At 70.8% G+C, this 21,457-nt stretch carries 17 protein-coding genes; 11 read left to right on the top strand and 6 right to left on the bottom strand.

Translation table 11 applies throughout. From position 1 onward, the window contains the following. The coding region (locus ACTOQ2_RS33615; RefSeq protein WP_440104843.1) for a biotin/lipoyl-containing protein at positions 1 to 828 on the top strand (828 nt) is incomplete at its 5' end. A 145-nt stretch (positions 829 to 973) separates the two neighbouring features. Further along, a complete protein-coding gene (locus ACTOQ2_RS33620; RefSeq protein WP_440104845.1) occupies positions 974 to 2,311 on the top strand; it encodes a hypothetical protein in 1,338 nt (445 codons plus the stop codon). Positions 2,312 to 2,673: 362 nt separating this feature from the next. Here the strand turns inward: ACTOQ2_RS33620 and ACTOQ2_RS33625 are convergent, their stop codons facing one another. From ACTOQ2_RS33625 to ACTOQ2_RS33635, 3 genes are all read right to left on the bottom strand, one after another. Continuing rightward, positions 2,674 to 3,663 carry a LacI family DNA-binding transcriptional regulator gene (locus ACTOQ2_RS33625; RefSeq protein ID WP_440104846.1) on the bottom strand — a complete coding sequence of 330 codons (990 nt, stop codon included), beginning with the start codon at positions 3,661 to 3,663 and terminating at the stop codon, positions 2,674 to 2,676. An 11-nt stretch (positions 3,664 to 3,674) separates the two neighbouring features. Then, positions 3,675 to 6,488, bottom strand: a complete 2,814-nt coding sequence (locus ACTOQ2_RS33630; RefSeq protein WP_440104847.1) for a glycoside hydrolase family 3 C-terminal domain-containing protein — start codon at positions 6,486 to 6,488, stop codon at positions 3,675 to 3,677. 430 nt (positions 6,489 to 6,918) lie between these two features. Continuing rightward, positions 6,919 to 8,124: an ROK family transcriptional regulator gene (locus ACTOQ2_RS33635; RefSeq protein WP_440072628.1), complete on the bottom strand. Its 1,206-nt coding sequence runs from the start codon at positions 8,122 to 8,124 to the stop codon at positions 6,919 to 6,921. 212 nt (positions 8,125 to 8,336) lie between these two features. Here ACTOQ2_RS33635 and ACTOQ2_RS33640 point away from each other — a divergent pair, with 212 nt between their 5' ends. The 5 genes from ACTOQ2_RS33640 (at position 8,337) to ACTOQ2_RS33660 (ending at position 15,038) form a co-directional block, all read left to right on the top strand. After that, on the top strand, positions 8,337 to 10,031 hold the full coding sequence (locus ACTOQ2_RS33640; protein ID WP_440104848.1) for an extracellular solute-binding protein: 1,695 nt from the start codon (positions 8,337 to 8,339) through the stop codon (positions 10,029 to 10,031). Next, complete coding sequence (locus ACTOQ2_RS33645) at positions 10,024 to 11,058, top strand: ABC transporter permease (protein WP_440104849.1); 1,035 nt, start codon at positions 10,024 to 10,026, stop codon at positions 11,056 to 11,058. Before ACTOQ2_RS33640 ends, ACTOQ2_RS33645 begins: the two co-directional genes overlap by 8 nt. Next, positions 11,055 to 11,954, top strand: coding sequence for a carbohydrate ABC transporter permease (locus tag ACTOQ2_RS33650; RefSeq protein ID WP_440104850.1), 900 nt, complete (start codon positions 11,055 to 11,057; stop codon positions 11,952 to 11,954). Before ACTOQ2_RS33645 ends, ACTOQ2_RS33650 begins: the two co-directional genes overlap by 4 nt. Before the next feature lie 116 nt (positions 11,955 to 12,070). After that, a complete protein-coding gene (locus tag ACTOQ2_RS33655) occupies positions 12,071 to 13,807 on the top strand; it encodes a DUF262 domain-containing protein (RefSeq protein WP_440104851.1) in 1,737 nt (578 codons plus the stop codon). Then, complete coding sequence (locus ACTOQ2_RS33660; RefSeq protein WP_440104852.1) at positions 13,794 to 15,038, top strand: type II toxin-antitoxin system HipA family toxin; 1,245 nt, start codon at positions 13,794 to 13,796, stop codon at positions 15,036 to 15,038. Before ACTOQ2_RS33655 ends, ACTOQ2_RS33660 begins: the two co-directional genes overlap by 14 nt. A 13-nt stretch (positions 15,039 to 15,051) precedes the next feature. Here the strand turns inward: ACTOQ2_RS33660 and ACTOQ2_RS33665 are convergent, their stop codons facing one another. Further along, the gene (locus ACTOQ2_RS33665) at positions 15,052 to 15,390 is read right to left on the bottom strand and encodes a MerR family transcriptional regulator (RefSeq protein ID WP_440104853.1); all 339 of its coding nucleotides are present in this window, start codon (positions 15,388 to 15,390) and stop codon (positions 15,052 to 15,054) included. A 144-nt stretch (positions 15,391 to 15,534) separates the two neighbouring features. After that, complete coding sequence (locus ACTOQ2_RS33670; protein ID WP_440104854.1) at positions 15,535 to 15,990, bottom strand: Hsp20/alpha crystallin family protein; 456 nt, start codon at positions 15,988 to 15,990, stop codon at positions 15,535 to 15,537. A 320-nt stretch (positions 15,991 to 16,310) separates the two neighbouring features. On the opposite strand from ACTOQ2_RS33670, the gene ACTOQ2_RS33675 reads away from it, so the two are divergent. Together ACTOQ2_RS33675 and ACTOQ2_RS33680 are read left to right on the top strand one after the other, a co-directional pair. Next, positions 16,311 to 16,895: a CGNR zinc finger domain-containing protein gene (locus ACTOQ2_RS33675; RefSeq protein WP_440104856.1), complete on the top strand. Its 585-nt coding sequence runs from the start codon at positions 16,311 to 16,313 to the stop codon at positions 16,893 to 16,895. 36 nt (positions 16,896 to 16,931) lie between these two features. Beyond that, positions 16,932 to 17,501 carry a protein-tyrosine phosphatase family protein gene (locus tag ACTOQ2_RS33680; protein ID WP_440072618.1) on the top strand — a complete coding sequence of 190 codons (570 nt, stop codon included), beginning with the start codon at positions 16,932 to 16,934 and terminating at the stop codon, positions 17,499 to 17,501. A 96-nt stretch (positions 17,502 to 17,597) separates the two neighbouring features. Here the strand turns inward: ACTOQ2_RS33680 and ACTOQ2_RS33685 are convergent, their stop codons facing one another. Next, positions 17,598 to 18,464, bottom strand: a complete 867-nt coding sequence (locus tag ACTOQ2_RS33685) for an aldo/keto reductase (protein WP_440104857.1) — start codon at positions 18,462 to 18,464, stop codon at positions 17,598 to 17,600. Between the two features lie 747 nt (positions 18,465 to 19,211). On the opposite strand from ACTOQ2_RS33685, the gene ACTOQ2_RS33690 reads away from it, so the two are divergent. Then, positions 19,212 to 20,102 carry a hypothetical protein gene (locus ACTOQ2_RS33690; protein ID WP_440104858.1) on the top strand — a complete coding sequence of 297 codons (891 nt, stop codon included), beginning with the start codon at positions 19,212 to 19,214 and terminating at the stop codon, positions 20,100 to 20,102. A 238-nt stretch (positions 20,103 to 20,340) separates the two neighbouring features. Continuing rightward, positions 20,341 to 21,456: a WD40/YVTN/BNR-like repeat-containing protein gene (locus ACTOQ2_RS33695; protein ID WP_440104859.1), complete on the top strand. Its 1,116-nt coding sequence runs from the start codon at positions 20,341 to 20,343 to the stop codon at positions 21,454 to 21,456. Position 21,457 lies beyond the last annotated feature (1 nt).

The following is a 21,457-nucleotide window of genomic DNA, read 5'->3' on the forward strand; positions in this document are numbered from 1 at the left end:
GGTGAGGAACTCGGCTACGGCGACCCCGTGCTGCGCGGCCACTCGATCGAGTTCCGGATCAACGCCGAGGACGCCGGGCGCGGCTTCCTGCCGGCCCCCGGCACGATCACGCGCATGAGCGCCCCCTCGGGGCCAGGGGTGCGCCTGGACGCCGGCTACGAGGCGGGCATGACCGTCCCGCAGTCCTTCGACTCCCTGATCGCCAAGCTGGTGGTGACCGGGGCCACCCGGACGCAGGCCCTGGAGCGCTCGCGCAGGGCCCTGGCCGAGTTCGAGATCGGCGGCATGCCGACCGTGCTGCCCTTCCACCGGGCCGTGGTGGCCGATCCCGCGTTCACCGGCGACCCGTTCTCGGTGCACACCCGGTGGATCGAGACCGAGTTCGACAACACGATCACGCCGTACGAGGGAGAGCCGGACACGTCCGAGGAGCCGGGCGAGCGGGAGCGGATCACCGTCGAGGTGGGCGGCAAGCGGCTGGAGGTGGTGCTTCCCCCGGGGTTCGCCGCGGGAAACGCCGGGAGCGCCGGGAGCGCCGGGAGCACGGCCTCGGGCCGCGCCTCGAAGGCGCCGCGCCGGGGCGGCGGGGTGGCCAAAAAGGCCGCGAGCGGCGACTCGCTGGTCAGCCCGATGCAGGGCACGATCGTCAAGGTCGTGGCCGCCGACGGCGACACCGTCGCGGCCGGTGACACGATCGTCGTGCTGGAGGCGATGAAGATGGAGCAGCCCCTCGCCGCCCACAAGGCGGGCACCGTCACGGGACTGGCCGCGTCGGTCGGCCAGAGCATCACCTCGGGCGCCACGATCTGCGAGATCAAGGACGCCTGAGCGCGCCCGCGGGCCGGGTCCGGCGCGACGATCGGATACCGGGTCCCCGAGAGATGCCTGACGTGGGCCGTGAGGGGATACGGTCGAGGGGTAGGGAACTCTGTCGCCCGCTCATTCGTCTTCAGGACGAAGGAGGCTTTCTGCCGTGACCATCACAAAAGCCGCGCCAGGTCGTTTCGGTGCCACGATCATGGCACTGTTCGCCGGGCTACTGGCCATGTTCATGATCGCCCCGGCGGCCAATGCCGCGGCGCCGGACCCGAGTGCGATCGTCTCGGAGCTGAAGGACGGGGACAACTTCTACGTTGATCCCGCGGCGGGGCTGCCCCCCAACGCCGTCGACGCCATGCGCGGCGCTGCCGACCAGACTTCCTCTGTCTACGTGGCGATGCTGCCCGAGGGCTCGATCAGCAGCCAGTCCCAGGCGAGGACCCTGCTGAGCTCGCTCCTCAAGGGCGTCGGGTCGAAGTCCACCGTCCTGGTGATGAGCGGCAAGACCCCGTTCGGCGTCACCAACATCAGGGGCGTCGACGTCGACGAGCTGCTCGGACGGGCCAAGACCACCGGCAGCCCCACCGACAACGTGATCAACTTCGTCAAGGTCGCCGACGAGGCGGCCGTCGGCGCCGGTGCCCCGTCCGGTTCCTCCAGCTCCTCCGGCGGCTCCAGCGGGGGCGTGCTGGTCGGCATCCTGGTGCTGGCCCTGGCCGGCGGCGCGGGCATCTTCCTCTACTCGCGCAAGAAGAAGAAGCAGCGCGAGGAGCGCGAGGCCGCCGAGCTGGCCGCGGTCAAGCAGACCGTGGACGAGGACGTCACCAAGTTCGGTGAGGAGATCACCGACCTCGACACCGACGTGAAGCTGCTCAACGACGGCGGCGACCACCAGCAGGACTGGCAGCGCGCCCTCGACTCCTACGAGCGGGCCAAGGTGGAGCTCGCGGCGGTCAAGCGCCCCGACGAGTTCCGCGGCGTGACCACCGCGCTGGAGGAGGGCCGCTACGCCCTCGCCTGCGTGAAGGCGCGCGTCAACCACCAGCCGGTGCCCGAGCGGCGCTCCCCGTGCTTCTTCAACCCGCAGCACGGTCCCTCCGCCCGTGACGTGCGCTGGGCCCCGCCCGGCGGCGCGCTGCGCGACGTACCCGCCTGCGCGGCCGACGCCGAGGCCGTCGAGCGCGGCTTCGAGCCGCAGACGCGTGAGGTCATGGTCAACGGCCAGCGCCGCCCGTACTACGACGCGGGACCGGCCTACCAGCCCTACGCCTACGGCTACTACGGCGGCTTCGGCGACGTCATGACCGGCATGCTCGTCGGCACGATGATGGGCAGCATGATGAGCGGCGGCTTCGGCTACGGCGGCTACGGCGGTGGCGCCGAGAGCGGCGCCGACTTCGGCGGCGGGGGCGACTTCGGCGGCGGAGGCTGGGGTGACTTCGGCGGCGGGGGCGACTTCGGCGGCGGAGACTTCGGCGGGGGCGACTGGTAACCGTCCACGGCCGAACGACCGGCAGGACAGGCAAGAGAGGCAAGGCAGGCACAGCACGAGCGTGACGCCGGCGGGCGCGCCTCCCCGAAAGGGGGCGCGCCCGCCGGCTTTTCGGAAGCCCGCCGGCTTTTCGGAAGCCCGCCGGCTTTTCGGAAGCCCGCCGGCTTTTCGGAAGCCCGCCGGGAAACCCGCCACGGGCCCGCGGAGGACTCGCCCCGGAGGCCCCGCGGAGGAACCCACGGGCTCCCGGCACGGAGAACCCCCGGGAGATCCGCTGCGACGACCCGGCGCGAAAAACCCCCGGAGACCCATGGAAGCCGCCGGAAGACCCGTCACGGGAGCCCCGGCGTAAGGACCCCCGGTCAGGTGCTGTCGCGGACGGTGAGTCTCGGCTGGAGCAGGGTGCCGTCGGGGACGGCGCGGCCTTCGAGCTTCTCCATGAGCAGCCGGACCGCCTGGCGGCCCACCTCCTCGGCCGGGATCAGCACCGAGGTGAGCGGCGGGCTGGCGCGTTCCGCGATGTCGTCGGGGCAGATCGCCACCACGGCGATGTCGCCGGGCACCCTCCTGCCGTACTGGCGCAGCGCCCCCAGCACGTGGCCGACCGCGGCCTCGTTGTGCACGACCAGCCCGGACAGGCCCGGCCTGGCGTCGAGGAGCCCGGCGATCGCGGTGGACACCTGGTCGAAGTTCTCCTCGCACGGCAGGGCCACCCCGGTCAGGCCGGTCTCGGCCACGGCCGCGGCGAAGCCCTCCCGGGTGCGGCGGGCGAAGCCGGTGCCCCGCTCGTAGACGACCGAGGGCGCGCCGAGCAGCGCGACCTCCCGGTGCCCGCGCTCGGCCAGGTGCTCCACGCAGAGCGCGCCCGCCCGCGCGAAGTCGAGGTCGACGCAGGTCAGGCCGGCCGAGTCGGCGGGGAACCCGATCAGCACGCTGGGTTCGGCGAGTTCCCGCAGCAGCGGTACCCGGCTGTCGTGGAGCTCCACGTCCATCAGCACCAGCCCGTCGACCAGCGCGCTCGCCGCCGCCCTGCGGAGCCCGTCGGAGCCCTCGTCCGCGGTGAGCAGCAGCACGTCGTGGTCGTAGCGCCGCGCGGCGGTGACCACCGAGGTGGCGAACTGCATCAGCACCGGGACGTGCACCCCGGCCCGCAGGGGCAGGACCAGCGCGATGACGTTGGCGCGCTTGCTGGCCAGGGCCCTCGCCCCGGCATTGGGGTGGTATCCCAGGACCCGCACGCTGTCGAGCACCCGGCGCCGGGTGTCGGCCGAGATCGCGCGCTTCCCGCTGAGCACGTACGACACCGTGCTCACCGCGACCCCCGCGTGCTTGGCGACCTCGCTGATGGTCACCGCCCGCCCGCTCACCCGGCCTCGCCGAAGCTCAGGGAGGCAACGGTGATCCCCGCGTTCTCGAACACCACATAAAGATCGTGGACTCCCCTCGCCTCCGCAAGCCCGGTGCGCACCTCGACGAGGTCGTGGCGGCCCGCGCGGGGGACGGGGAGGTCGCCGACGACGGGCCCGTAGAGGGGGTCGTCCAGGCGCACGGTGATCACCCCGCCCTCCTCTCCGGCGGTGACGGCGGCGCAGGAGGCGGCCCCGTCCCCCAGGTCGACCGAGCGGAACACGATCCAGGCCCCCTCGGCGGTGGACCGCACGGCGTCGCCGGAGACCCTGGCCGCGTCCACGAACGTCACCGAGTCGTACTCGTCGTGGTCCACGGCGGCGATCGGGCCCGCGAGGGCGTCGCGCGGCGGGATCCGCTCGCCGTCGACGTGGAAGGGGGCGCACAGCCGGATGTCGCGCGAGGAGCGGCCGACCATGATCTTGTGGGGGGCGTCCTCGACGACGAACCGGCCCCTGGTGACGTCCCAGAAGGCGAGTTCCGCGACGTCGAGGCCCCAGTCGACCCGGGTGCTCTCTCCGGGGGCGAGGCGCACCTTGACGAAGCCGCGCAGGCGGCGCAGCGGCTGCTTGACCCGGGAGCGCCGCTGGCGGGTGTAGATCTGGACGACCTCCACCCCCTCGCGGGAACCGGTGTTGGTGACGGTGACCGAGGCGGTGACCCTGCCGCCGTCGCCGTCGTCGCCGCCCTCCACCGAGACGGCCAGGTCGGCGTAGTCGAAGGTGGTGTAGCCGAGGCCGTGGCCGAAGGGGTAGAGCGGGGTTCCCCTGAAGTACTGGTAGGTCGCGTCCGAGGCGATGATGTCGTAGTCGAGCAGGTCGGGCAGCTCGCGCGCAGAGCGGTACCAGGTCTGGGTGAGCCTCCCCTCGGGGGCGGCGTCGCCGAACAGCACCTCGGCCAGCGCGTGCCCGTACTCCTGGCCCCCGTGCGAGGACCACAGCACCGCGGGCGGGTCGTCGATGTCCCAGGTCACCGGGTAGCCGCTGCTGATCACCATGACGGTTCTCGGGTTGGCCTCGCGCACCCCCGCGACCACGGCCTGCTGCGCGGCGGGCAGCGCGAGGTCGAGGCGGTCCTCGGTCTCCCTGCCGTTGACCAGCGGGTGGTCGCCGACGACCACCACGGCCACGTCCGCGGTCGCGGCGAGCGCGGCGGCGGCCTCGGCGCCGCTCACGACCCGCTCCACGGTGAACCAGGCGGCGGCGTCGGCGTCGGCGGCCAGGCGGAAGACCTCGCCGTCCAGGGCGAGGTAGCGGCCGGTGGAGATGTGCCGGAGCGCGAGCGCGCCACGGGGGCGGTCCTCGGTGCGGAAGGTCTGGCGCACCTCCCAGCCGTTGGGACCCGGCTGGTCGTTGACCAGCACCCCGTCGTCGTCGACGGACAGGTGGCGCCCGGTCGCCACGGCCCGCAGGGCGTAGCAGCCGCCGCCCCAGTCGAACAGGTCGAACAGGCCGGGCTCCTCGCCGACCCCGAGCGGCCCCCCGTCGGGGTCGGCGACGACGTGACGGCCGTTCAGGCCCTCCGCGCCGCCGTCCACCGAGAGGGTGATCCGGTCCACGGCCTCGCAGAAGACGGTCTCGCACCGCTCGGCGAGCCCGGCGCGGGCGGTGACGGCGTACGGGAGGGTCCCGGAGTACCAGTCCTCCATGAGCGTGTCGCCGAGCTGGCCGATGACCGCGATCCTGCGCACCGAGGCGTCCAGCGGCAGGACGCCGTCGTTGCTCAGCAGCACGATCGAGCGCCGGGCGGCCTCGCGGGCCAGGCTCTGGTGCTCGGGACAGTTGACGACCGCCTCGGTGATGTCGTCGTACGGGGTGGAGGGGTCGAACTCGCCCAGCCGGAAGCGGACGGACAGCGTGTGCCGTACGGCGGCGTCGACGTCCGCCTCGGTGAGCAGGCCGCGCTCCAGCGCGGCGCGGAGGTGGCCGAGGGTGGCCTCGGGCCGGTCGTCGTCCTGGGTGAAGCTGTCGAGCCCGGCCTTGATCGCGTGGGCGTACGCCTCGGGGAGGTCGTCGTGGTAGCCCTGCAGGCCGGTGAGGTTGGCGGGCGCGTACGCGTCGCTGACCACGAGGAGGTCGTCGGGCGCCCAGGCCCGCAGCACCTCGCCGATCAGCGGGCTGAGGTGGGCCGGGCGGCCGTTGACCAGGTTGTAGGAGGGCATCACGGCGACCGCGGCGCCGCTCTCCAGGGCGGGCCGGTAGGCCGGGAGCTCGTACTCGCGCAGCACCCGGGGCGGCAGGTCGCTGGAGGTGACGCAGCGGTCAGTCTCGTTGTTGTAGCCGAGGAAGTGCTTGAGGGTGGGCGCGGTCTTCAGCACCGTGGGATCGCTCCCACGAAGGCCGGAGGCGTACGCCGTCGCCATGACACCGGTCAGCCACGGGTCCTCGGAGTAGCCCTCCTCGTTGCGGCCCCAGCGGGGGTCGCGCAGCGGGTTGACGACCGGGGCCCAGACGTTGAGTCCCGCCCCCGCCGGATCCTTGTGGTGGAAGGCCAGGACCTCGTCGCTCGTCGCCTCGCCGACCCGCCGGACGAGGTCGGGGTCCCAGGTGCTGGCCAGCCCGACCGCCTGCGGGAACACCGTCGCCGGGCCGAGCCAGGCGAGGCCGTGCAGCGCCTCGGTGCCGGTACGGAACGGACCGACCCCGAGGCGCTCCACCGGCTGCTGGTACTGGTGCAGCAGCCCGATCTTCTCCTCCAGGGTCAGCCGGCCCCGCAGGTCCGCGATGCGCCGCGCGAGGGGGAGTTCCGGATCACGGAACGGTTCGTTCATCGGGGACCATCCCTTTGAGAGCGTCGAAGCGCTTCGATTCCGACGTGGTTCCAGCAGGGTTCGAGCAGGGTTCCGACAGGGTTCCGACCTGGAAGGGCGCCTCAGTCGAAGCGCTTCGACAATCGGTCAGGGAAAACTCCGTCGCCACCCGCGCGCTCCGGCATCCGTTACGCGCGTGTTTCGAACGGAGCTTCCCTGAAGGGTGCACTCCTGTGCGGCCAAGGTCAAGAGGCGGGCGGCAAACGGTTGCGTTCCACCGGGAAACCGGAGCGCAAGACCGCCTGCGAGCGACCCGGACCCCGGGACACGGGTCAGGAGATCCGCCGGGAGCACCGTGAAACTAGCTGAAACCAGCGGGGATCCGGGCTGCGTCCACCACGGCGTCCGTCACGGCGTCCGTCACGGCGTCAGCGGGACACAGGGCGGCGGGTCACGAGATCCGCGGCAGGCGCCCGGAGTCCACCGAGTCGAGCACCCGGGCGGCGCCTCCCAGCGCAGCCGCCCCGTACCCGAGCGTGGAGGCCACGACCCGGCAGCCCCCGGCGTCCGGGGCGATCGTGCGCCCCCGGGTCTCGGCCTCCACCGAGGGCAGCAGCCACGGCGCGAGCGGAACGTAGTAACCGCCCAGGATGACCACCTCGGGGTTGAGCAGGTTGGTCATCAGGGCCACGCCCTTGCCGAGGTTGTGGCCCACGGAGCTCAGGAGGGCGAGCGTGCGCGCGTCGCCCGCGCGGGCCAGCCGCACCACCTCTTCGAGCTCGATCTCGACCTCGGCGGGCGAGATCGCGGCGTGTTCCAGCACCGCGCCGATCCCGGCGACGGCCTCCAGGCAGCCCAGGCGCCCGCAGCGGCACTCGGCGCCGAAGGGATCGAGCTGGATGTGGCCGATCTCGCCGCCGTACCCCTGGCCGCCGCGGCGCAGTCGCCCGTCGAGGATGACCCCGGCCCCGACGCCGATCTCGCCGGTGAGGTAGACCAGGTTGGCCGTCCCGGCGTGCGGGCCGAAGCGGTACTCGGCCAGGGCCGCCAGGTTGGCGTCGTTGTCGACCTGGACGGGGAAGCCCGGGTCGCGCAGGGCCTTGGTGAGGTCGCCGCAGAGGTCGGCGTCGCGCCAGCCGAGATTGGGCGCGATGCGCACGGTGCCGTCGGCGCCGATCAGCCCCGGAACGCCCACGGTCAGCCCCAGGACCTGGCGCTCCTCCTTCGCCATCCGGGTCACGACGCGGCGGACGATCCCCGCGACGGTGGCCATGGCCTGGCCCGCCGTGCCGGCCGCGCCGGGAAAGGACCTGCGCCAGGACAGCAGCCTCTCCCCCGACAGGTCCACCGCGACCGCGGTGACGTAGTCGACGTTGACCTCGATGCCGATCGCCGCGTACGGCGAGCCGTCGAGCACGAGCATCGTGGCGGGACGGCCGACGCGGTTCTCGGTCAGGCCGGTCTCCCTGACCAGGCGGCGGTCGATCAGATCGGCGACCAGGCTCGACACGGTCGCCTTGTTGAGACCGGTGGACGCCGCGATGTCGGCCCGCGAGCACGGCGCGTGCTCCCGCACGAACCTCAGCACGACGGCGAGGTTGGTGGCCCGCACGTCGGCGAAGTCGGCCGGCCGCGGGTCAGTCGTAGATGTGATCAAAATGAGTCCCGCTCCCGCTCGGCCAGGCTGGCCCCATCATGCCCCATCGTTCACCAATCCGTGACCGCTCCCCGGCGCCCCGCGATCGGCGGTCCCTTGTGGCGGCGGCCACCCTCGACTAATTTGTTTGGTCGAAAGACTAACTAATTCTACCCCGGAGCCGTCCCCCACGACACCCCGGATCCATCTCGAAACAACGAAGGGAGCGCCCCGTGAAGGATCTTCCCCCGGGCGCGATGACCAGCCGCCGTGGATTCCTCGGGCTGGTGGGACTGAGCGCCGCGATGGTCGCGGGCGGCGGCCTGCTGGGCGCGTGTTCCGCGCCGACCGGCCCCCGGCCCGGCAGCGGGGGCGCCACGGCCGCCGCGGCGGACAAGCTGACGTCCCTCACCCCCACCTACACCGCCTTCCCCGGTATCAAGCCCGACATTCCCGGCACTATCTCCACCCTTCCGGGGGTCCCCGACGTCAGCGGCGGCTTCACCTCCTACCCGGCCAGCCCCACCGCCGCGCTCACCCAGAAGGCGGGCAAGGGGGGCACCTACAAGGCCATGACCCCGCTGTGGGGCCCGCCGCCGCCCGGCCTGGCGAGCAACTCCTACTTCCAGGCCGTCAACGCCGACATCGGCGCGACCGTGGAGTTCCAGATCACCGACGGCAACGTCTACGCCGACAAGGCCATCGCCAGGCTCGCCTCCGGGGACATCCCGGAGATCATGGTCATCCCGAGCTGGGAGATCGACAAGATGGCGGACTTCAACACCGCCGTCGACAAGACCTTCGAGGACCTCACCCCGTACCTGCAGGGCGACAAGGTCAAGCCCTACCCGCTGCTGGCCAACCTGCCGACCGCCGCGTGGCAGTGGTCGGTCTGGAACGACAAGCTCATGGCGGTGCCGTTCCCGACCGAGCCATACCCCTTCGCGCTGCTCTACCGCAAGGACCTGTTCGACAAGAACGGCTGGAACACCAACCCCAAGACCGCCGACGAGCTGTTCGAGCTCGGCAAGGAGATCACCGACGCCAAGGCCAAGCGCTGGGCGTTCGGCAGCATCCACGAGATGATGTGGCCGACCTTCCGCATCCCGCAGGAGTGGCGGTACGAGGGCGGCAAGCTCGTCCACAAGTACGAGACCCCCGAGTTCGAGCTGATGCTGGAGTTCATGCGGAAGGTCTTCAAGGAAGGACTGGTCCACCCGACCGTCGCCGGCAGCAAGGGCGCCAACGAGAAGGAGCTGATCGGAAGCGGGCAGATCCTGATCTACCGCGACGGGCTGGGCGGATGGAAGGAGCTCCTGCAGCAGCACCGCGGCAAGAACCCCGACTTCAGCCTGGGCGCCTTCCCGGTCTTCGCCCACGACGGCGGCACACCGCTGATGTACCACAACAACGCGGCCGGCCTCTTCACCTTCGTCAAGAAGGGCCTGCCGAAGGAGAAGGTGGAGGAGATCCTCTCCATCCTCAACTGGTGCGCGGCGCCGTACGGGACCAAGGAGTACGAGCTCTCCAACTTCGGCGTGGAGGGCAAGCACTTCACCCGGGGCGAGGACGACATCCCGGTGCAGACCGACCTCAACCGCAAGGAGGTCGCCTACACTTACGGCTTCCTCGGCGGGCGCCCGCAGTACGTGGACTGGCCCTTCCCCGACGCGGTCAAGCTCAACATGGAGTGGCAGAACGCGAGCTTCCAGTATCTGGAGAAGGGCCCGTTCGACGGGATCAGGATCCAGCGGCCGTCGAAGTTCTCCGGGCTGCAGGTCCCCACCGAGGACAAGTTCACCGACATCATGCGCGGCCGGCGGCCGGTGAGCGACGCCAAGCAGATCGCCACGGAGTGGCGGCGGGACGGCGGGGACGAGGCCCGCGACTTCTACATGAAGGTCCTGCGGGACAACGGCCGTGCTTAGGACGACGCCCGGGGACAGTGAGAAGACCGGGCCGGCGGGTGACCTGACCTCACCCGCCGGCGCCGGCACCTCCAAGGATGTCCGTAAAAGGGGCCCGAGGACAAGCCGGGCGCGCCCACGATCCTTCGGCGCGCGTCTGAGACGTGACTGGCAGCTGCTGCTCATGGCCCTTCCCGCGATCGGGCTGCTGGTCCTGTTCCACTACGTCCCGCTGCTCGGCAACGTGATCGCGTTCCAGGACTACTCGCCGTACGTGGGCATCGGGGACAGCCCGTGGGTGGGGCTCGCCAACTTCCACTGGCTGGTGTTCGACGCGAGCTTCTGGGACGCGACGCTCAACACCCTGACGATCACCGCGTTCCAGCTGGTCTTCTACTTCCCCGTACCGATCATGCTGGCCGTGCTCCTGGACAGCGTGGTGCGGCCCCGGCTGCGCGTGTTCATCCAGGGCATCGTCTACATGCCGCACTTCTTCTCGTGGGTGCTGGTGGTCACGCTGTTCCAGCAGATGTTCGGGGGCGCGGGCCTGCTCTCGCAGGTGCTGCGCGACCACGGGTACGACGGCATCGACATCATGACAAATCCGGATACGTTCATCGTGCTGGTGACGGCGGAGACGGTCTGGAAGGACGCCGGCTGGGGAACGATCATCTTCCTGGCCGCGCTGGCGGCCATCAACCAGAACCTCTACGAGGCCGCCGCCGTCGACGGCGCGAGCCGCTGGCGGCGGCTGTGGCACATCACCCTGCCGGGCCTGCGACCGGTCATCGTGCTGCTGCTGATCCTGCGCCTCGGCGAGGCGCTGAACGTCGGGTTCGAGCAGTTCTTCCTGCAGCGCGACGCGGTCGGCCGGGACGCCGCCGAGGTGCTGGACACGTTCGTGTACTGGCGCACGCTGCTGACCGGCGAGTGGAGCTACGGCGCGGCGGCCGGCCTGGTGAAGGGCCTCGTGGGGCTGGTGCTGATCCTGGTGGCCAACAAGGTCGCCCACCGATTCGGCGAGCAGGGGATCTACAAACGATCATGACGACTCTTCCCCCCTGGGCCGAGCGGCCCAGCCGCGCCGGCGGGCTCCTCAAGGGGCTCGTCCTGACGCTCATCGTCGCGTGCGTGCTCTTCCCCATCTACATGGTCGTGCTGACCAGCCTGTCCACCCAGGAGGCGGTGACGGAGGCCGGCGGCCTGGTCACCGTGCCGGGCGGGCTGTCCCTGGCCGCGTACGAGGAGCTGTTCTCCGGCGGCGTGGTGACCCGGGCGGTCGGGGTCAGCCTCGGCGTGACCCTCGTCGGCACGGCGATCAGCCTGACCGTCACCGTGCTGGCCGCCTACGGGCTGTCGCGGCCGGGGTCGCTGCTGCACCGGCCGATGCTGTTCCTGATCCTGCTGACCTTCCTGTTCGGCCCGGGGCTGATCCCCAACTACCTGCTGGTCAGCTCGCTGGGGCTGATCGACACGTACTGGTCTCTGATCCTGCCCGGGGCGGTCACCGCGTTCAACCTCGTGGTGATGCGGGCGTTCTTCATGAACATCCCCGAGGAGGTGACCGACAGCGCCCGCATCGACGGCGCGAGCGAGTTCCGCATCCTGCGCACCATCGTGCTGCCCATGTCGAAGGGCGTCACGGCCGTCATCGGCATGTTCTACGCGGTCGGCTACTGGAACTCGTTCTTCAACGCCGTCCTCTACCTGAACGACAACGCCAAGTGGCCGCTGCAGGTGGTGCTGCGCCAGTACGTGCTCCAGGGCCAGTCGCTGATCGCCGGCCAGACCGGCGTCGGCACCGTCACCGGGCAGGCCCCGCCGCCGAGCCTGGCCATCCAGATGGCCATCATCGTCGTCGCGCTGCTCCCGGTGCTGTTCCTCTACCCGTTCGTCCAGCGGCACTTCACCAAGGGAGTGATCATCGGCGCCGTCAAGGGCTGAGCGGCGGGTGCTCCGCCCGGCGGTCGGCTCGCGGCCCGGCACGCCTGTTTAATGGGAATCCGGTTGAACCCGGCAGCTGTCCTCGCAAGCATGGGATCCCGACGACAGGAGACGTGATGAGCACCGGGTTGGACACCCGCCCCAGCGCCACGACGTACGACGTGGAGAAACTGATCGGCATGGCCTGGCGCGGCCAGATCCGGGTGCCCCACTTCCAGCGCGACTTCCGGTGGGGACGCGAGGACGTCATCCGGCTCTTCGACAGCATCGTCAAGGGCTACCCGGTGGGCAGCCTCCTGCTGTGGGTGCGGCCCGCCTCGAAGCAGACGCTCACGCTCGGGGCCCTGCGCATCGATGCCCCCCGCCTGGACCAGTCGCTGTGGGTCGTTGACGGCCAGCAGCGGATCACCAGCCTGGCCAACGCCCTGCACGAGGACGGCGCCCGGGATCCACGCTTCGCGCTCTCCTACGACCTGCGGAACGAGCGCTTCGTGCCCCGGCCCTCGGCCGAGGACCCGTACGTCATCCCGCTGCCCACCCTGTTCGATCTCCGGAGGGTGCTGCGGTGGTTCACCGTCTACCCGGAGGTCCCCGCCGACCTGCAGGACCTGGCGTTCAACCTGACCACGGTCCTCCGCCAGTACCCCATGCCCGCCTACCAGGTGGAGCAGGAGAACGCCGAGGTCCTCCGGGACATCTTCGACCGGATGAACAACTACGGGAAGCGTCTCAGCAAGGCGGAGATCTTCTCCGCACTCTTCGCGGGTGAGGAGTCAGAGCAGCACAAGACCCTCACCATCGACGTGATCGCCGCGCACGTGGACGAGCGCTTCGGTTTCGGCCGGATCGACAGCGACACGGTCCTGCGGGCGATCCTCGCCAGGCGGGGCCCCGACCCGGAGCGGGAGATCCGGACGGAGTTCGACGACGAGAACCGCAGGGAGGTGGTGGAGTTTCCCGGCGAAGACCGCGACACGGCCTTCCAGGCGGGGGAGGAGGCCCTCGGGCGAGCGATCAGCTTCCTGCAGAACGACGCGGGGGTGCCCCATTTCAGCCTGCTCGCCTACCGCTATCTCCTGATCGTGCTCACCCGCGTGTTCGGCCATTTCCCCAACCCGGACCCCGCCAACCGGAGGCTGCTGCGCCGCTGGTACTGGCGGGCGGCACTGTTCGGACCGGAGATCTTCAAAGGCAGCAGTACCGGGGCGAGCCGGGCACTCTGCGCCAGGATCCAGCCGGACGACCTCACGGGATCGGTCCAGAATCTTCTGGACGCTCTGGCCCGCCGCCCGGTGCCACGTCTGCCGGAGCTCCGCAGGTTCAAGACGAACGAGGCGGCCGCCAAGATCACGCTGTGCTCCTGGTGGGCCTTGGAGCCGCGAGACCCCAGCACTGGAGAACCGAGCGAGCGGGACCGGCTCGCCGAGTGTCTCACCGACCGGCCCACCGCCGCCGACGCGGTGCGCTACGTGGTTCCCAACCGGCTGGTGCCCGAGAAATACCGGTTGTGGGCGGCCAACCGCGTCCTGCTGCCGTTCATGGAACAGGAGGCGGGCAAGACCGTCGATGCCACCCTGGAGAATCCGCCGCTCGCCGTGGACGAGGACACCTGGCCCCGTGTCCTCGGCTCACATCTGATCACTCCCGAGATGGTCACGCTCCTGAGGGACGGACACGTCGACGCCTTCCTCCAGGGACGCCAGGAGCGGTTGCTCTCCAACCTGGAGGGCTTCCTGCAGCGCATGTGCGAGTGGGGATTCGAGAACACCCCCCCGCTCGACGAGTTGCTGCTCGAAGACCTCCCCGGCGACGAGCAGGCTCTTTCCGACGAGGAGTCCCATGCCGCCGGCTGAGTCGCGCCATGCCGTCGTGCTGGGTGACGATCGCGTCGGAACACTGCACCAGCGGGGCGACCACACCCGGTTCGTGTTCTCGGAGGACTATCTCCTCGACCCCGGCCGGGCGATCCTCGGGCTCGGTTTCGAGCAGAACCTGACCGGCAGGCACTCCGCCGCGCTCCGCCTTCCGGCGTGGTTCTCCAACCTCCTGCCGGAAGGGGTGCTCCGCGACTGGATCGCGACCGACAGGAACGTCTCCGCCGACCGGGAGATGGAACTACTCGCCCAGGTCGGTCATGACCTTCCCGGCGCGGTCCGGGTGCTTCCGTGTGACGACGAGGACCATATTCTCGACGACTCCGGCTGGGGGCAGGACGACGGGAGAGAGCACCCCGCGCGAGACGACTCGCATCCCGAGATGCGATTCTCCCTCGCGGGCGTGGCGCTGAAGTTCTCCATGCTCGCCGAGAACGACCGGCTCACCCTGCCCGCCTTCGGCCAGGGGGGCGACTGGATCGTCAAGCTGCCCGACCGTGCCTACGCGGACGTTCCCCGCAACGAGTACGCGATGATGTCGCTGGCCGCCGCGGCGGGCATCGACGTACCCGAGGTGCGTCTGTACCACCGTGACGAGCTGGACACGCTGCCGTCGCGGGTCTGGCCGGGCGGGGAGGCGATGGCGTACGCCGTGCGCCGATTCGACCGGGACGACAAGCGCCGGGCCGTCCACATCGAGGATCTCGCCCAGGTGCGCGGCGTGTATCCGAACGAGAAATACCTCGGCAACTACGAAACGGTGGCCGCGCTGGTCCATCGCCGCCACGACGTGACGGCCCTGCGGGAGTTCGCCCGGCGGCTCGCGTTCACGGTGCTGATCTCCAACGGGGACGCGCACCTGAAGAACTGGTCCCTGATCTATCGGGACCCGCGTGTCCCGACCCTTTCCCCCGCGTACGACCTCGTCTGCACGAGGGCGTACATGGGGGACGGAGAGACCCTCGGCATGAAGTTCGCGGGCTCACGGCGCTTCGACGCGGTCACCATCCGCACCTTCGAACGGCTGGAGCGGCGTCTCCACGCAGAGGGCGCGGGACTGGGCGACGTCGTCACGGAGTTGGTCGACCGCGTGCGCTCGGCGTGGCCCTCCTGCGCGGAGCTTCTCTCGGAGGCCCCGCGGATTCGCGAATCCGTGTCCGGCAGCATCGAGGACCGCAGCCGTACGCTGCTCTCCGTCAGAGGTGCCTGACCGGAGCGTCCTGTCAGGGTGATTCCACGTCACCTCGGGCGGTCGCTCCGGGAGCACCGGCGGCGCGTTCCCTGGCGAGCTCCTCCTGCAGGTCGCGGACCTGCTGCTGCAGGGTGAAGATCCGGCGCACGGCGGCGAGGGTCATGCCCTCGCCCACGAGCCGGATGGCGTCCTGGAGGTCGCCGATCTCGTGGCGGGTGTAGCGTCGCTGGCCGCCGGTGGAGCGGGCGGGGCTGACCACGTCGTGCTCGTCGAGCCGGCGCAGGAACGCCTGCTCGACGTCGAGCATGTCGGCGACCTGGCCGACGGAGTACAGCGGGGCGTGCTCGTCGTCGAAGGGCAACCGGGCCATCACCGCTCCTTTCCCGTACGGGTTCGTGGGGGTTCGCTGGAGTTCATGGGAGTTCCGTGACGGTGGCAGGGCGGGAAACGCGCGGGGGTGGGCGCCGGAACCCGGCACCCACCCCGAGGAGGTTCGTCGGTCAGACCCTGGACCTCACGGCTTGATGGATCTCTGCTCGGACGTGTTCTCGGCCTTCTGGATCTCGACCTTGCGGGGCTTGGCCCGCTCGATGACCGGGATGCGCACCGCCAGGACGCCGTTGGAGTAGGCGGCGTCGATCTTGTCGCTGTCGAGGTGCTCGGACAGGTAGACGCGGCGGGTGAAAGTGCCCATCGGACGCTCCCGGACGAACAGGCGGTCTTCCTCCCCGTACTCCTCCTCGCGACCGGCGCTCACCGAGAGCACCCCGCGGTCGACGGTCACCTCGATGGTGTCGGGGTCGATGCCCGGGAGGTCGAACTTCAGGAGGACGTCGTCCTTGCGCCGCACACCGTCCAGCGGCATGGCCCCGCGGGCGGCGGCGTCACCGGACCCCAGGGCCTGACGCGCGAGCCGGTCGAACTGGCGGTCGAACTCCTGGATGAACGGGTCGATCGACGTCAGCAGCATCGGTAACCACCTCCGGATGAACTGGCAGGTATCCTCAAGCCTGCCTTCTCGAAAACCTCTTAGTTCAGTTATAGGTTATCGACAGGAGAGCTTGCAAGTGGCCTCACGAAAAATTTCCAGGCTTCCTCTGACAAGGGTCGCGGCGCCGGGCGGGACGGATCCCGGCGCCGGCGAGTTCGCGGGCCAGGGGGCCAGGGGGCCAGGGGGCCAGGGGGCCAGGGGGCCAGGAGGCCTCCGCTCCGGCTCGGGCGCGGTCCGTGACTTCGCCACGACGTAAGGGGTATATTTTCATTTTATCGGTTACATGAAGGCGGTGAGACATGCGGATTCCCCTTGCCGGCTACGCGGTGGGGGCGGCTGTGGCCGGCGACCTGGCCAACACCTCGCCCACCGTGCGGGCGGCCGGGGACGCCCTGCCGACCCCGGAGGCGTTGACGCGCTTCCTCTCGGAGCACGGGCTGCGACTCGACGCCCTGGCCGACGGGCGGCCGCCGACCGGCGACGACGTCCACGAGGTCCACCTGCTGCGCCGGGAGGCGCGTGGCGTCGTGGAGACCGAGACGGAGGACCAGGCCGTCGCGGGCGCCACCGTGCTGGCCGGGCGGGCCGGTCTCAGCCCGGCGCTGGACCGCGATCCCGGTGGGCGGTGGCAGTGGTACGTCCCGACCGCGCCGGGCGCGTCGCTCGCCGAGGAACTGGCCGCGCTCATCGGCGTCGGGCTGCTCGGCGCCGTCCGCGCCCTCGGCCACGGCCGGTTCCGCGCCTGCGTCGCCCCGGGCTGCCGCGGCGTGTTCGTCGACACCAGCCGCGGGGGGCGCCGCGTCTACTGCATGCCCGACCTGTGCGGCAACCGGCTCAATGTCGCCAATCACCGCGCGCGGCATCGACTTGGCAGCGTCCGGTGAGAGACACCGCCCAGTGAGAGGAACAGGGAGAACACGATGCAGGATCCCAGGGACGACGCGGCGACCGGCCCGGCCGGCGAGCCTGTGAGCGTGCCGGTGAGCGGACCGACCGGCGGGCCGGTGAGCGGGCCGCCGCTCGTGGGCGCCGTCCAGCTGCCGGACGGCTCCTGGATCCGCGGCCGCGGCCTGCGGCGTCCGCCGCCGGAAGGGCCGCTGCCCGGCTTCGGCCTGTACCTCGGCTCCGACCGGCTCCGCCGCCGCCAGGAGAGCGGGCTGCGGTGGCCGCACGAGTGGATCCGGTGGCCCGACTTCCTGCTGCCCCGCGACCACGATCTGGCCGTGCGGCGGATCCGCGCGCTGCACGAGCGGGCTCGGGCGGGCACCGCGGTGGAGGTCGCCTGCGGGGGCGGCGTCGGGCGCACCGGCACGGTCGTCGCCTGCCTCGCCGTCCTGGCAGGCCTGGCCCCGGCCGACGCCGTCGCCTGGGCGCGCGAGCACCACCACCCCCGGGCCGTCGAGACCCCGTGGCAGCGCCGCTGGGTACTGCGCTTCCCGCCGCCCCCTCACTCGGATCCGCGCGACCACGGTGCCGGCACATCGCGCTGAGCCGCGTCGCGGCCGGCACGGGATCAAGCGTCCACGGCCTCCTCGACGGGCGCTCCCCCGGACTCCCGCGAGGCCCCCGTGACGGGCCGTCTCCCCTCAGGCCGCCCTGGTCAGGGCGTCGAACTCGGCGTCGGTCAGCTGGACGGTCGCGGCGGCGACGTTGTCCTCCAGGTGGGCGACCGTCGAGGTGCCGGGGATGGGCAGCATCACCGGGGAACGGCGCAGCAGCCATGCCAGCGCGAGCTGCGACGGGGTGGCGCCGTGCTCCTTGGCCGCCGCGGCGAGCGGGCCGCCCTCCGCCGCGAGCTCGCCGGTGGCGAGCGGGAACCAGGGAATGAAGGCGATGTTGTTGGCCTCGGAGTAGTCGAGCAGGGGCTCGGCGTCGCGGTGCGCGAGGTTGTAGAGGTTCTGCACCGAGACGATCGTCGCGGACCTGCCCGCCTCCTCGACGTCCTCGACGCTGACCTCGCTGAGGCCGATGTGCCGGATCTTGCCCTCCCGCTGCATCAGCGCGAGCTCCCCGACCTGGTCGGCGACGGGGACGGCCGGGTCGATGCGGTGCAGCTGCAACAGGTCGATCCGCTCGACGCCCAGATGGCGCAGGCTCAGCTCGACCTGCTGGCGCAGGTACTCGGGGCGGCCCACCGGCGTCCAGAGCCCGGGACCCTGCCGGGTGAACCCCGCCTTGGTCGCGATGACCAGGTCGTCGGCGTAGGGGTGCAGCGCCTTCTTGATGAGCAGCTCGGCGACGAACGGGCCGTAGGAGTCGGCGGTATCGAAGAAGTTCACCCCGAGCTCGACGGCCCTGCGCAGGACGCGGACCGCCTCCTCGGGATCGCGCGGATCCCCCCACACGCCCTCGCCGGTGAGCTGCATCGTCCCGTAACCCAGGCGGTTGACGGTGAGATCTCCCCCGATGGCGAACTGGCCCGACGCCTCGGCGGGACGAGTCGTGGTCGTCATGGTTGTCCTCCCAAGGACTCGGCCTGACGTTCATGATTCGAAACAGCACGGCGACGGGGCCGATTCCCTCCTCCGAGGCCCATACGCGTAAACCTTGCGACATGTACTCGCAAAGCGGCCCGGGTGGGGGCGGGCGGCGGACCGTACGGCGGAACCTCGGGATCTTCCTGCTCGCCGGACACCGCCGCAGGAACCGAAGTCCGGCTCACGGTCGTTGTCACCTCAAGCGGGGTCATCGATCGACGATTGCGGACGATGCCGAAATCTCAATGGTGGGGACGTCTCATCTGCGCCGCCGTCTGCGTTGTGGCGGGCGCCTTTCTCGTCGCATGGTCCATCTCGTGGCTTGGCCCCGAGTTGCGGGCCTCTCGGGCAGATGGCCACATCGGCGCTTTCACCGCCGTCGCGAAGCGGAAGATCGGCTGTGACGGGGTTGGCCGACCCCAGCCGGCACCTTGCTGGCGGGGTGAGTTCCGTTCGTACGACGGGCGCCGATTCCGTGGCGACGTCTGGCTGGCAGGAAGCCGCTGGGACGACTTCACCGTCGGCGGGCAGCGGCAGGCGATCGACGTCGAACACGGGAGTGACGTCTATCCGTATCCTTCCAACGCCGCCGGCGTGACGGAAACGGTCTTGACGTCGCTCATCGGCCTGACGATCGCCGGAGCGGGCCTCCGGTGGTCGGTGACACTACTCCGCCGACGCCGATCGACTTCCCCGGACGAGGACGAGGCGGAACAGCCGCCGGTGGGATCACCTGACGTCACCGGCGAGGATCAGGTTTCCTCGCGGCCGTGGCCTTCCGACCTGGTCGATGAACTCGACAGGTCCTCGTGGCGACTCGCGGGGCGTACGACAGGAGCGGGACGCGCGGGCCGCATCCGGCATGAGATCACTGTCAGTGCCGTCTCGCCGCGATGGTTCGGTGAATTCCTCCTCGCGCTGCACGACGCGGTGGAGAATCTGCGGTTCGACGAGGGACGGCTGAGGCGTGACGCTCCCGGCGGGAAGGAGGTTCGTCTGGTCGAGGGACGGCACCTCGGCCGTGGCGCGCGCTATCGGCTGGAATCCGGCGGCAGAACGAACGCCGAGGTGGTCGTCAGGTCATGGGGGCGGGTCACCGAGACGTGTGCCGACATCATCGGCAGCGACGGCAGCGACGGCAGCGGCGACGTGGCCTGCAGGCTGAGACTGCGTAGCGCGGCCGAGCCCGAGGTGGCCGGCGTCGAGGGCATCCTCCGGGTCGCCGGCGACGACAGGGGCCTGCTCCGGTTCTCGTGGAGAGCCCAGGTCGACTTCGAGCGGTGGTGGGCCCACGCCTACGGCCGGGCGCGGAGGCGCACCTCCGCCCCGCTGTCCGGAACGATAACCCACCGCTTCGCTCTGGCGACGTTCTCCGCCGTCCCCGAGGAGACCGGCGCCGGCGACTGGAGGGTCGTCGTCAACATGCGCGTCCGCGGCCGATCCTGGTTCCGCCCGCTCGCCGCCGTCGCCCTCCCGTTCGGCCTCGAACGGTTCTTCCTTCGCACGTTGGCGGAGACGCTCGACGAGATGGCCATGGAGTGGAATGACGGCGTTGCCCGCGTGCTCCGGCGGGATCCTCGGCGGGCGGCCGAGTCGTTCTTCGCCGGCCCCTGAGGAGCGCTGTTCCCGGCAGGGAACAGCGCGGGCGACCCTGGCGCCGTACCTCGCCACGGTAAGCCCCTCCCATGGTCGCCGCGGCGTGCGGCGATTTTGTCGGTGGGCTGTCGTAGCGTCGGTGGCCACGGCCGTGGCGGACATGTCGCGAACGAAATCGGCTCCGAGCCCGGTCGGACGATCAGGAGCGTGGCCGCAGTGTCGACCCAGATCGGCACCGGCTCGGAAAGGAACGCCGATGAGTGGTGTACGGGTGCTGGTTGGCACGCGCAAGGGCGCGTTCATCCTCACGTCGGACGGCAGGCGCGAGCGGTGGGACATCAGCGGCCCCCACTTCGGGGGCTGGGAGATCTACCACCTCGCCGGATCTCCCGCCGACCCGTCCCGGCTCTACATGTCGCAGTCCGGCGGCTGGTTCGGGCAGCTGATCCAGCGGTCCGACGACGGCGGCGCGACGTGGGAGGCGGTCGGCAACCAGTTCCAGTACGAGGGCGTCCCCGGCACCCACCAGTGGTACGACGGCACGCCGCACCCGTGGGAGTTCAACCGGGTCTGGCATCTGGAGCCGTCCTCGACCGACCCGGACACGGTGTACGCCGGGGTCGAGGACGCGGCCCTGTTCCGCACGGTGGACGGCGGGCAGAGCTGGCAGGAGCTGTCCGGGCTGCGCGAGCACCGCTCCGGGCCTTCCTGGCAGCCCGGTGCCGGTGGGATGTGCCTGCACACGATCGTTCCCGACCCGCGCGATCCCGGGCGCATCACCGTGGCGATCTCGGCGGCGGGCGTGTTCAGGACCGACGACGCCGGCAAGAGCTGGCAGCCGATGAATCGCGGTCTGCGCTCCGAGGGCATCCCCGACCAGGACGCCGAGGTCGGCCACTGCGTTCACCACATCGCGATGCACCCGTCGCGCCCGGAGGTGCTCTTCATGCAGAAACACTGGGACGTCATGCGCAGCGACGACGCCGGCGGCTCGTGGTACGAGATCAGCGGTGACCTGCCCAGCGACTTCGGGTTCCCGATCGCCGTGCACGCGCACGAGCCGGACACCGTCTACGTCGTGCCGATCAAGAGCGACTCCGAGCACTACCCGCCGGAGGGAAAGCTGCGGGTGTACCGCAGCCGGACGGGCGGAAACGAGTGGGAGCCGCTCACCAGGGGGTTGCCGCAAAGCCACTGCTACGTCAACGTGCTGCGGGACGCGATGGCCGTCGACACGCTGGATTCGTGCGGCGTCTACTTCGGCACCACCGGCGGGCAGGTGTACGCGTCGGCCGACGCCGGCGACAGCTGGGCGCCCATCGCCCGGGACCTCCCGGCCGTGCTGTCCGTCGAAGTCCAGACACTGCCATGAT

This window comes from Streptosporangium sp. H16 (assembly GCF_051918855.1).
Classification (GTDB): Bacteria; Actinomycetota; Actinomycetes; order Streptosporangiales; family Streptosporangiaceae; genus Streptosporangium.